The organism is Streptomyces sp. NPDC020898 (genome assembly GCF_044333925.1).
Lineage (GTDB): Bacteria > Actinomycetota > Actinomycetes > Streptomycetales > Streptomycetaceae > Streptomyces.
The window spans coordinates 128599-140227 of record NZ_JBIRRV010000006.1; the positions used below are offsets into that span (position 1 = coordinate 128599).

Sequence of the window (11629 nt, forward strand, 5' to 3'; positions counted from 1 at the left end):
AATTCAGCTGACCTGACGGTCAGTTCGCGGGCTCGGTCACCTTCGTGGCCGGCTTGCCGTCGACCGCGGCCGTCAGCTGCGGGACGAGCCGCTCCAGCATGTACGGCAGGCTCAGCACCGACACGAACGACACCGAGTTGCCGTAGTCGCTGCTCTCCTTGACGAAGACCTCGCGGTCCTCCTTCGCCACCTTCAGGTCCGCGTAGAGGGCGTTCTTGTTCAGCGCGGCCTCGTCCTTGGCGATGTCGGAGACGATCCACACGATCGCGTCCGTGTTCAGGAGGTCGGTGCGCTCCTTGCTGATGTTGGCACCGAACTCGTCACCGATGACCTTGTCCAGGTCGACGGGCAGCTTGAAGCCGAGGTTCGTGAGGACACGCGAGCGCGGGTCCTGGCTGCCGAAGACGAAGGTGCCCTCGTACGGGGTCGCCATCACGGCGGTGGCACCGGCGAACTCGGGGTGCTCGGCAGCGGCCTTCTTGAAGTCGGACTCGACCCCGGTGACCAGTTCCTTGGCCTTGGCCTCCTGGCCGAGCGCCTTGCCGATGATCTCGGTCTGGTTCTGCCACGGCACGCCGTAGTCGTTGTACTCCTTGGGCTGGGCCACCACCGGGGCGAACTTCGACAGTGTGTCGTACTGCGCCTTCGTCAGACCGCTGTAGACCGCGAGGATCAGGTCCGGCCGCAGGGCGGCGATCTTCTCCGTCTGCGGGCCCGTGCCGGTGTCCGTGAGGACGGTCGGCGCCGCCGCACTGCCCAGCTTGTCCGCGGCCCACGGGCCGATGGCGCCCTTGTAGCCGCCCAGCCACTCGGTCGTACCGACCGGCACCTTGCCCAGCGCGAGCACGGCGTCCTGGTCGGTCAGGCCGACCGTGACGATCCGCTTCGGCTCGGACTTGATCGTGGTGCTGCCGTACTTGTGCGAAAGGGTCACCGGGAAGGCGGAGTTGGCCGACGCGGTGGCCTCGGAGCCCGCCGTGTCGGAGGAGTCGTCGTCGGAACCGCAGGCGGTGGCGGTACCGAAGAGGAGTAGTGCAGAGGTGAGCGCCGCGGCGAGCCGAGTGCCTCTGGGAGAGCCGAGCATCAGTGTTCCTTTTTGGTGGTGGTTGTGTCGGTGCCGGTACGGGGCGTGGGGGGCTTCTCGGCTGTAGTACGGGTGCCGGACCAGGCCTGCCACAGGGAGGCGTAGGTTCCGGCTGCCGCGCACAGCTCGTCATGGGTGCCGCTCTCCACGATCCGGCCGCCGTCCATGACGACGATCCGGTCCGCGTCCGCGGCCTGGGTGAGACGGTGGGCGACCACGAGGGCGGTACGGTTCTCGATCGCCCGGTCGGCGGCCTTCTCCAGCAGCCGCGCGCCGGTGCTGCCGGCCTCGGCCGTCGCCTCGTCGAGTACGGCGACCGGCGGATCGGCCAGCACCAGCCGGGCCAGCGCCAGTTGCTGCACCTGGGCGGCGGTGAGCCGGTGCCCGCCCTCGCCGACGACGGTGGCCAGACCCTCGGGCAGGCCCAGCACCCAGTCCAGCGCGGCCACTTCGGTGAGGGCCGAGTGCAGGGCCTCGTCCGTCGCGTCGGCGCGCGCGAGACGCAGGTCGTCGGCGAGCGGACCGGCGAAGACGTGCGTCTCCTGGGTGACCAGGGCAACCGGCAGGCTGCCGGCGGACGTCGACGCGCCGGTCAGGTGAACCGTGCCGGAGGTCGGCTCGTGCACACCCGCGATCAGCTTGGCGAGCGTCGTCTTGCCCGCACCGCTCGGTCCGACCAGGGCGACCCGCTCCCCGGCCGCGAGTGTGAGATGCACGTCCCGCAGGACGGGACGCCCGGGCACGTACTCGTGGTGGACGCCGGTCACGGTGACCGTGCCGGGCTCCCGGTGCTGTGCCGTGGGCGCGGGGGGAGCCGTCTCGGGAGCCGGTACGTCCGCGACGCCGACCAGCCGGGCCAGGGCCGCCGTCGCCGCCTGGGCGTCGTCGAGCAGCGCGAGGGCCTGGTTGACCGGGCCGAAGAGGCTGTGGAAGTAGAGGGCGGCGGCCGTGGCGGTACCGATGGACACGGAGTCGGCGCGCACCAGCAGGAACCCGGTGACCAGGACCGCGGCGAGGCCGGTGTACTCGGCGATGTGCAGCCGGTTGTAGAAGTTCAGCACCAGCCGCACGCCCCGCATCGTCAACGCGACGGCGGCGGACGAACGTTGGGTGACGGACTCGGTGTGCGGCTCCTCCAGGCGGAACGCCCGCACGGTGCCGGCGCCCGCGATGCTGTCCAGAAGCTGCTGCTGCTGGGCCCCCGTGGCGATGCGCTGCTTGGCGTACAGCGGCACGGCGTTGCGCACGTACCAGCGCGCGGTCCCCGCCTGGACGGGCACCGCGAGCAGTGCGGCCAGCAGGAAGCGCCAGTCCAGCGCGGCCATCGCGACGAAGGTCAGCACGATGGCGAGCAGGGAGCGGACCAGCTCCGGCAACGCGTTGCGCACCGCCTCGCCGACCACCGAGACGTCCCTGGTCACCCGGGCGTTGAGGTCGCCGGACCCGGCCTTCTCCACCTGCTCCAGCGGCAGTTGCAGCGCCCGTTCGACGAACCGCTCACGCAACTGCGCCAGCACGGTCTCCCCGAGCCGGGACACCAGGGACAGCCCGAGCGCGGTGGAGCCGCCCTGGGCGACGGCCACCAGGACCAGGAAGACGACGGGAAGGGTGAGGTCGTCGGGCGGGCGCTGCTCGGCGACCAGGTCGACCATGCGGCCCAGCAGCGGCTGGACGAGCAGCCCGACAGCGGTCGCCGCGACCATCACGGCGAAGGCCCCGAGGGCCAGCCCGCGGTGCGGGCGGACCAGTTCGCCCACCGCGGCACGGGTGCGCGCGGTGGTCGCCGTGGGCAGCAACTCCCGGGTTGCGCCGGGGAGTTCGTCATCGGTCATGCCAACACCGCCGCTCGGTAGGTCTCGTGACGGTCGATCAGGTCCGCGTGCAGGGCGGTGTCGGTGACCCGCCCGTCCTCCAGCAGCACCACCCGGTCGGTGACCGACAGCAGGGCGGGGCTGTTGGTCACCAGGACCGTCGTACGGCCCTTGCGGATCTCGCGGATGCCGGTGGCGATGCCCGCCTCGGTCACCGTGTCGACGGCGGTGGTCGGATCGTGGACCACCAGGACGGGCCGCTCCGCCGCCAGCGCCCTTGCCAGCGCGACCCGTTGACGCTGCCCGCCGGAGAGTGAGCGGCCCCGCTCGCTGACCGCGGTGTCCTCGCCGTCCGGGAGGGTCTGGGCGACCTGCGTCACGCCGGCCGCCGCCATCGCCGGTTCCGGGTCGGTGCCGTCGGGGGCGGCCGCCGTGACGTTGGAGCGGACGGTGCCCTCGAAGAGGTCGGCGTCGTGCTCGGCCACCAGCAGCGCGGTGCGCAGTTCGGCCGGGTCCAGGTCCCGCAGAAGGACGCCGTCCAGCTCGACGGTGCCCGTCTCCGGGTCGCACCGGCGGGCCAGGCAGCGCAGGAGGTCGGTCGCGTGCACGGGATCGGTCGCGACCACGCCGAGCAGCTCACCTGGTGCGATGTCGAGGTCGAGGCCCCGGAGTCCGCCGAGGGTGACGCCGGTCAGCCGGACCGCGCCGCGCACCGGCTGGTCCAGGGTGCGCTCACCCGCGGTGACGGTGGGCGGTGCGGCCAGCACCTCGGCGACGCGGGTCGCCGAGGCCCGGCCCTGGGCGAGCTCGGCGTTGACCCACGCGAGAGTCTCCAGGGGGCCGAGCAGGAAGAGCGCGAGCCCGACCGCCGACACCAACTGGCCCAGACTGATGTCCCCCTGGGCGGCGAGCCGGCCGCCGACCAGGGCGACGGCGGCGATCAGACAGCCGGTGAGCGAGAGCACCATGCCGTTCTGGAAGGCCTGCGCGCGGGCGGCCCTCAGGGTGGCCCGGAGGGAGTCGCGGCTGGTGGTGCGGTAGCGGGCCAGGGCGGTGGACTCACCGCCGATGCCCTTGAGGATGCGCAGGCCGGCGACCAGGTCGGCGGCGACGGCCGAGGCGTGCGCGGCCTGCTCCTGCTCGGCCTCGCTGCGCGTCTCCAGCGGCTTGCTCAGCAGATGGCCCAGCCACAGCAGCACGGGTGTGCCGAGCAGCACGACCAGGCCGAGCGTGATGGACGTACGCAGCAGGATGACCGCGCCGGCGAGGATGCCGACGATGGCCGAGATCCCGTACATGACCGCCATGTTGACGGCGCCGACGCGCTTGGCGTCCTCGGTGGCGATGTTGGCGAGGGCGCCGGGCAGCCGGCCCTCCTCGGCGCCGCCCCCGGGTGCCAGGACCCGGCGTACGAGGGAGATGCGGAGGGTGTGTTCGGCCTGGGCGGCGGCCCGGTCGCCGGACCAGGCGCCGAAGCGGAAGCTGAGGGCGAGACCGACGTAGACGACGGCGAGGACGACGAGCCAGCGCAGCAGGGCGCCGGTGTCGGAGCCGGTGACGGCGCGGTCGATGACGAGGCCGATGAGGACGGGCACCATGGCCTCGCCCAGTTGATGACCGGAACTGAGGAGTGCGCCGAGGGCGACGTCACGCCGCTGCCCTCTGACTGTCTGTCGCAGGACGTCTCGCCCCGACAGCTGTGAAGGACTACTCACCCGCACCCCTCCGGGGATCGGACTTCGGTTGGGGCCAGTAAGGCCTGCCTAAGTGCGTGTGCGTGCACTTCGGCAGGCCCGAAAACTTAGGTGAGGCTACTCTAAGTTGGTGACGGTTGCCCAGCGCTGGCGCTCGCATCGCTCGTGCGGTGGATGAGCAGGGAGTCGAGGATCTCGCCGGAGCGTACGGCTGTCGTCGACAGCAGGGTCGAGGTGAGACCGTGCGTGTGCTCGGTCGCCCCCTGCAGATAGATCCCGGCCGTGACTTCGGGCGCGGCCTCGACCCGGTGGTCGCGGCCGACCCGTACGGCGTCGTTGTCGTCCCGCAGGCAGAGCTTCGCGGCCCTGCCGATCACGGTTTCGAGTTCCCGGGGGCGGTACCCGGTGGCGTGCACGAGCACGTCGCAGGAGAGCACCTCCCGTTCTCCGGTGGGGAGGTACTCGACGGTCACGTCCAGCCGGTCGTCCAGCTGCTCGACGTCCCGGATGCGGGACACGTTGCGCATCCGCAGCCGCTCGTTGCCCTGGACCTTCTCGCGGTACATGGTGGCGTACAGCGTCTCGATCAGGTCCATGTCGACCACCGAGTAGTTGGTGCTGCGGTGGTAGTCGTACAGGGACTGCTTCACCTCCGGCCTGGACCGGAAGTAGATGTCCACCGCCTCGGGGTCGAAGATCCGGTTGGCGAACGGGCTGTCGTCGGCGGGCGTGTAGCCGTACTTGGCGAAGACCGCGCAGACCTCGGTATCGGGGAAGGAACGGTGCAGGTAGTCGACCGCCTCGGCGCCGCTCTGACCGGCCCCGAGGACGACGATCCGGCCCACGGAGGCGCCCGAACCGCTCAGTTCACGGGTACGCGGCACCAGCTCGCTGTTGTGCCAGATGCGGTCCGACAGCGCGGTGTCCGGCGGTACGTGAGGTTCGAGACCGACGGCCACCGAGATGTTGCGGGCCCGGCGGACCACCGTCCGCCGTGGATCGCTCGGCACGCGGCTGACCACGTCGAACCAGCGGATCTCGCCGTTCTCGGCCAGTACGGGCTCCACGGAGACGACCTCGGAGTCGTACGTGACCTGGTCGGCGACGCGGGCCGCCGCCCACTCGAAGTACTGGTGGAACTCGATCCGCAGCGGGAAGAGGGTCTTCGCGTTGAGGAAGTCCACCAGCCGGCCGCGGTCCCGCAGGAAGCACAGGAAGCTGAAATCGCTGGTGGGGTTGCGCATGGTGACCAGGTCCTTGAGAAAGGACACCTGCATGGTCGCGTCGTCGATGAGCATGCCGCGGTGCCAGCCGAACTGTGGCTGGCGCTCCAGAAACTCGGCGTGGATCCGCTCCTCGGGCGCCGCTTGTGCGTTGTGTTCGGCGATGGCTATGGCCAGTGCCAGATTTGACGGGCCGAATCCAATACCGAGCACGTCATGGACGGCGTCCGGTTCGTCGTGCAGTGCGTTCACCGCAACTTTCCTTCCCCTAGGCGCCACTGATGTTAAATAAGGTTAGCCTTACCTTGCAATGGTGTGTCCTACGGAAGGATCGGCTATGCGGGTCGTCATGTTCGGCTATCAGACCTGGGGGCATCGCACGCTCCAGGCTCTGCTGGACTCCGATCACGAGGTGGTCATGGCGGTCACCCACCCCAAGAGCGACCACGTATACGAGAAGATCTGGGACGACTCGGTGGCCGACCTCGCCGAGAAGCACGGCATCCCGGTGCTGCTGCGCAATCGCCCGGACGATCCCGAACTCCTGGCTGCCCTAAGGGAGTTGGCGCCGGACCTGATCGTCGCGAACAACTGGCGAACGGTGCTGCCGCCGGAGATCTTCGACCTCCCGGCGCACGGCACGCTCAACATCCACGACTCGCTGCTCCCGGCGTACGCGGGCTTCTCCCCGCTGATCTGGGCGCTCATCAACGGCGAGCGGGAGGTCGGTGTCACCGCCCACCGTATGAACGCGGAGCTGGATGCCGGTGACGTGCTGCTTCAGCGCGCGGTGCCGGTCGGAGCGCGTGACACGGTGACCGACCTCTTCCATCGCACTGTGGACTTGATCACACCGGTCGTCCACGAGTCTCTGGATCTCATCGCCTCCGGCCGTGCGGACTGGATTCCCCAGGACCGCAGCCGCGCGAGCTTCTTCCACAAGCGTTCTCTGGAGGACAGCCGCATCGACTGGACCTGGCCGGCCGAGGCCCTGGAACGCCTGGTCCGCGCCCAGTCGGACCCGTACCCCAACGCTTTCACCCATCACAAGGGCCAGCGGATACGCATCGTCGAGGCCGAGGTCTCCGAGGGCTGCTACGGCGGCACCCCGGGCCGGATCTTCATCCGCGAGGGCGACGGAATCGTCGTCGTCGCGGGCACGGAGGCCCGGAACGGACGCCTGCGGGGGCTCCTGGTGAAGAGGGTCCGGACGGAGGACGGCACGGAGATCGCGGCGACGGAGTACTTCCGGACGATGGGCGGGTATCTGACGGCCAGGCCCTGAGGGCGGGGCGCGGGCAGGTGGATATGTGATCGACGCCGGTTCGTGATCACGACAGGATGGCTCCCATGCCAGACCTGCGAACCGAACGTCTCCTCCTGCGCGCTTGGCGCGCGTCCGACCTCGTCCCCTGGGCGGCCATGAACGCCGACCCGGAGGTCCGCGAGCACCTCGGGGACGTCCTCACCCGCGAGCAGAGCGATGCCTCCGCCGCCCACTTCCAGACCGGCCTCGACGAACGGGGCTGGGGCTGGTGGGCGGTGGAGGTCGTGGGCACCGGTGAGTTCATCGGGTTCGCCGGGCTGGACCCCGTGGAGGACGACATGGCGTTCGGCGGGGTCGAGGCGGGGTGGCGGCTCGCCCGGTCCGCGTGGGGGCACGGTTATGCGACCGAGGCCGCCCGGGCGGTGGTTGCCCATGCCTTCGACGAGAAGGGCCTCGGCCTCGAAGAGGTCCTGGCCATCACGACGGCCACCAACCTCCGTTCACAGGCGGTGATGCGCCGACTCGGTATGAGCCACGACCCGGACAAGGACTTCGACGACCCGGCCGTCCCGGAGGGGCCGCTGCGCCGCAACGTGGTGTTCGGGATCCGGGCCGGCGCCTGGCGCTGACCGGTACCCCGAGGTCAGACGTGCCGCATCCAGACGTTGGGCTCCTGGTACACGCCCTCGTCGGCGGCGCGGTCGACGTGGAGCAGGCTCAGGCCGTCCGGGATGACGTAGTCGCCCGATTCGGGGAGGGCGAGGCCGGTCCACTCCTCCCAGTCGGCGACCGTGCCGGTCATCGTCTGGGAGCGCGGGGCCGCAGCCAGGATCTCGGCGCCCAGGCGCTCGTGGGCGCGGATCCACGGGTCGAGGGCTGTTCCGTCGGCGCGCCGCCAGCACATGAATTTTTCGATCGGTGTCAGGGGATAGCGTGCCTTGGTCGTCGGGCGGACCGGTGCGATCACTCGGGTCAGGCCGGATTCCAGGGCGGTGCGGCGCAGGGCGGACAGGGTCTCGCCCGCCAGGCCGCGCCCCTTCAGGGAAGGGGTCACGACCGCGCCGCAGATCACCAACGTGTCCGGTGTCACACCCTGTTGGTGGCCCTCGACCGCCCGCACCAGGGAGTCCGTGTACCCGGACGGGAGCCCCTCGGCCGACCCGTCCCAGTGGACCGGCACGCCCCAGCCCGCCGCCACCGGCACCTCGTGCTCGTCCACGAGCGTGAGGTCCCAGGCGGGGAACAACTCCCGGACCCGGCCTATGTACTCCGACACCAGCCGGTCGGCCGTGATGAACAGGGGGAAGCTCTCGCTGAAGAGTTCCTTCAGCGGCTCAACAGGCCAGGTGCGGGCGTCGGTTCGGCTGGACTTCAGGGTCATGAGGTCGTCTTAGCACGTACGTCCTGGTGGTGTCGGCCCATGGGGATGACCATCGGGGTGTCGCTGACGGGGTCCAGGGTGATGCGGCACGTCAGGTCGAAGACGTCCTCCACCGTCTCCTCCGTGATGACCTCCGCCGGCGGGCCCTGCGCGGCGATCCGGCCGGCCTTCATGGCGACGACGTGATCGGCGTACCGGCAGGCCTGGTTGAGGTCGTGCAGGACCATCACGACGGTCCGGTTCTCTCGCCGGTTGAGGTCGGTGATCAGATCCAGTACGTCGATCTGGTGGGCCAGGTCGAGATACGTCGTCGGCTCGTCGAGGAGGAGTACGGGGGTGCCCTGGGCGACCGCCATCGCGATCCACGCCCGCTGCCGCTGACCGCCGGACAGCTCGTCCACCGGGCGGTCCGCGAGGTCGGTCATGTTGGTCGCGGCGAGCGCTTCGTGCACGGCCTGTTCGTCGGCCTTCGACCACTGCCGCCACCACGTCTGGTGCGGTGAACGGCCCCGGTTGACGAGGTCGATCACCGTCAACCCCTCGGGTGCCACCGGGCTTTGGGGCAGGATGCCCAGGCGCTGCGCCAACTCCCTGGAGGGGATGGAGTGCAGAGCCTTGCCGTCCAGGTGGACCGCGCCCTCGCTGGGGGTGAGCAGCCGTGCCAGGGCGCGCAACAGCGTCGACTTCCCACAGGCGTTGGCGCCGACGATGGCCGTGATCCGGCCGGGCGGCACGGCCAGGTCGAGGCCGTCCACCACCACCCGGCTGTCGTACGCCAGCCGCAGTCCCGTCGCTCTCAGGTCCGGGTCCGCGGGCGGCTCCGGGGTGGTGGGCAGGGGATCGGCCGGCATGGCGTCCTCGGTGGTCGTGGTCGTGGCCTTGGCCGTCGACAGGGCGTCAGTCGGCATCGTGGGGTCCGTCGACATGGGATCAGCCTCCTGAACCCGCGCGGTTGGCGCGGACGAGCAGCCAGAGCAGGATCGGCGCGCCGAGCACGCCGGTGACGATTCCGACCGGCAGTTCCGTGCCGGAGATGAGCGTACGGGCGATGAGGTCGCTGCCCAGGACCATCAGCGCCCCGGTCAGTCCCGAGGCGAGCGTGGGCGGCCAGGCGGTGCGCGCGAGGCGCAGGGCGATCTGCGGGGCGGCGAGCGCCACGAAGGCCACCGGTCCGGCGGCGGCGGTCGCGAAGGCGATCAGCCCGACGCCGGTGAGCAGGATGCCGAGGCGTACGGGCTGTACGCGGGTACCGAGGCCGGTGGCGACGTCGTCGCCCAGCTGGAGCGTGCGCAGCAGCCTGCCGAGCAGCAGCGCCGTCGGCACGAGGACGGCCAGGGCGAGCGCGAGCGGGCCGACCTGCGACCACGTACGGCCGTTGAGGTTGCCGACCAGCCAGCCCAGCGCGGCCTGCGCCTGGAACCGGCCGCCCCTGGCGACGAGGTAGTCGGTGGCGCTCGTACAGATCCAGGCGACGCCGATGCCGACCAGGATGATCCGGTAGCCGGTGGTGCCGCGCCGCCAGGCCAGCGTGTACACGACGAGAGCGGTGGTCAGCGCGCCGAGCAGCCCGAGCGCCTGGGTGCCGAGGCCGCCGTCCCAGCCCAGGACGATGCCCACGACCACGAACGTGCCCGCGCCCTGGGTGAGGCCGATCATGTCGGGGCTGGCCAGCGGATTGCGGGTCATGGTCTGGAACAGCCCGCCGGACATCCCGAACGCGATCCCGGCCAGCAGCCCCACCAGGGCACGCGGCAGCCGCAGTTCCTGGACGACGAGCACCGTGCCGGGGTCGCCGGAGCCGACCAGGGCGCGTACGACGTCGGTGAAGGCGATCGGGTAGTCGCCGGTCGTCAGACTCCAGCAGAAGACGAGGAACGTGCCCACGGCGAGGAGCGCGGTGACGGCCACCAGGCGGGGACGGAGAATCCCGGAGACCGGAGGCACAGCCAGCCGGTAGGTGCGTTGGCCGCGGCCGGAAGGGAGAGCGGCCGCCGGAGTCGTTGTCGTCGCGGAGCCGGCGGTCTTGGGACTCGTCATGCTCACACCTCCGCCAGGTTCCGGCGCCGGACCAGCGCGATGAAGAAGGGCCCGCCGATGAAGGCGACGATCACCCCGGCCTGGACCTCGACGGGCCGGGCCACCAGACGCCCGATGATGTCCGCGGTGAGCAGCAGGCTCGGCGCGAGCACGGCGGACAGCGGCAGCAGCCAGCGCTGGTCGGGGCCGATGCCCGCCATCTGGGCCAGCACGCGGGCGACATGGGGCACCACGAGACCGATGAAGACGACCGGTCCGATGACCGCGACCGCAGCTCCGGTGAGCAATGTCACTGCGGTCACCCCCTGGAGCCGCACCAGACCCAGCCGCCGGCCGAGCGAGGCGGCCACGTCGTCGCCCAGGGCCATGCTGTTGAGGGCGGGCGCGGACGCGAAGGCCAGCAGCGCGCCCACCGCGAGGAAGGGCAGGATCCGCAGGACGGTCTCGCCGTCCTGGTCGGCCATCGAACCGGCCGACCAGAAGCGGTAGCGGTCGAGCGCGTCGGCGTCGGTCAGCGCGATCGCACTGGTCAGGGAGGAGAGCAGGGAGGTCACCGCGATGCCGGAGAGCGCCAGTTTGACCGGCGTGAGCCCGGAACGCCCGAGCCGGCCCAGCAGATAGACGAGGATGCTGGCAGCCATCGCACCCGCGAACGCGAACCACACGTATCCGTAGAACGACCCGATTCCGAGGACCCCCACGGCCACCACGATCGCAAACGAGGCACCGGCGCTCACCCCGAGGATTCCGGGGTCGGCAAGCGGATTACGGGTCAGTGCCTGCATGAGTGCCCCCGACAGTCCGAGCGCCGCCCCCGCCGCCAGTCCGAGCGCGGTACGAGGTACCCGAGCCGACCAGATGACGTTGTCCACGAACCGGCTGGGCGCGTCGCCGAACAGCGCCCGCACCACCTGATCGGGCGGAATGCTGGCCGCGCCCAGAGCGAGGGACAGCAGGCACAGCCCGAGCAGTACGGCACCGAGCACTGCCACGAGAAGAAGGGGGCGAACTCTTCTGCCCCGCGTCACCGTGCGGTCTCCAACGGGCAACTCCCTTAGGTTAGGCAGGCCTTAATCGTAGTGGTGAGAAGCAGGTCCGCCGAGAGTGGGGTCTTTTGGTTAGGTAATGCTTA

The 11629-nt window shown here is 70.6% G+C and carries 10 protein-coding genes; 2 read left to right on the top strand and 8 right to left on the bottom strand.

All coding sequences use genetic code 11. From position 1 onward, the window contains the following. Positions 1–19: 19 nt before the first annotated feature. The 4 genes from ACH4TV_RS20555 to ACH4TV_RS20570 all read right to left on the bottom strand — a co-directional run bounded on the left by ACH4TV_RS20555 (position 20) and on the right by ACH4TV_RS20570 (position 6064). Entirely contained in the window at positions 20–1084 is a 1065-nt protein-coding gene (locus ACH4TV_RS20555; protein WP_398400002.1) for an iron-siderophore ABC transporter substrate-binding protein, read from the bottom strand. After that, a complete protein-coding gene (locus ACH4TV_RS20560) occupies positions 1084–2916 on the bottom strand; it encodes an ABC transporter ATP-binding protein (RefSeq protein ID WP_398400004.1) in 1833 nt (610 codons plus the stop codon). Before ACH4TV_RS20560 ends, ACH4TV_RS20555 begins: the two co-directional genes overlap by 1 nt. Further along, a complete protein-coding gene (locus ACH4TV_RS20565; protein WP_398400006.1) occupies positions 2913–4610 on the bottom strand; it encodes an ABC transporter ATP-binding protein in 1698 nt (565 codons plus the stop codon). The genes ACH4TV_RS20560 and ACH4TV_RS20565 overlap by 4 nt, the downstream gene beginning before the upstream one ends. A gap of 101 nt (positions 4611–4711) precedes the next feature. Next, a complete protein-coding gene (locus ACH4TV_RS20570) occupies positions 4712–6064 on the bottom strand; it encodes a lysine N(6)-hydroxylase/L-ornithine N(5)-oxygenase family protein (protein ID WP_398400008.1) in 1353 nt (450 codons plus the stop codon). 85 nt (positions 6065–6149) lie between these two features. On the opposite strand from ACH4TV_RS20570, the gene ACH4TV_RS20575 reads away from it, so the two are divergent. Both ACH4TV_RS20575 and ACH4TV_RS20580 read left to right on the top strand, forming a co-directional pair. After that, the gene (locus ACH4TV_RS20575; RefSeq protein ID WP_398400010.1) at positions 6150–7097 is read left to right on the top strand and encodes a methionyl-tRNA formyltransferase; all 948 of its coding nucleotides are present in this window, start codon (positions 6150–6152) and stop codon (positions 7095–7097) included. Positions 7098–7162: 65 nt separating this feature from the next. Next, positions 7163–7708 carry a GNAT family N-acetyltransferase gene (locus tag ACH4TV_RS20580; protein ID WP_398400012.1) on the top strand — a complete coding sequence of 182 codons (546 nt, stop codon included), beginning with the start codon at positions 7163–7165 and terminating at the stop codon, positions 7706–7708. Between the two features lie 14 nt (positions 7709–7722). Here the strand turns inward: ACH4TV_RS20580 and ACH4TV_RS20585 are convergent, their stop codons facing one another. The 4 genes from ACH4TV_RS20585 to ACH4TV_RS20600 form a co-directional block, all read right to left on the bottom strand. Then, the gene (locus tag ACH4TV_RS20585) at positions 7723–8460 is read right to left on the bottom strand and encodes a hypothetical protein (RefSeq protein WP_398400014.1); all 738 of its coding nucleotides are present in this window, start codon (positions 8458–8460) and stop codon (positions 7723–7725) included. Continuing rightward, the gene (locus ACH4TV_RS20590; RefSeq protein WP_398400715.1) at positions 8457–9311 is read right to left on the bottom strand and encodes an ABC transporter ATP-binding protein; all 855 of its coding nucleotides are present in this window, start codon (positions 9309–9311) and stop codon (positions 8457–8459) included. Before ACH4TV_RS20590 ends, ACH4TV_RS20585 begins: the two co-directional genes overlap by 4 nt. Positions 9312–9390: 79 nt before the next feature. Next, complete coding sequence (locus ACH4TV_RS20595) at positions 9391–10497, bottom strand: FecCD family ABC transporter permease (protein ID WP_398400016.1); 1107 nt, start codon at positions 10495–10497, stop codon at positions 9391–9393. Positions 10498–10499: 2 nt separating this feature from the next. After that, positions 10500–11525, bottom strand: a complete 1026-nt coding sequence (locus tag ACH4TV_RS20600; protein WP_398400717.1) for a FecCD family ABC transporter permease — start codon at positions 11523–11525, stop codon at positions 10500–10502. Between the last annotated feature and the right edge of the window lie 104 nt (positions 11526–11629).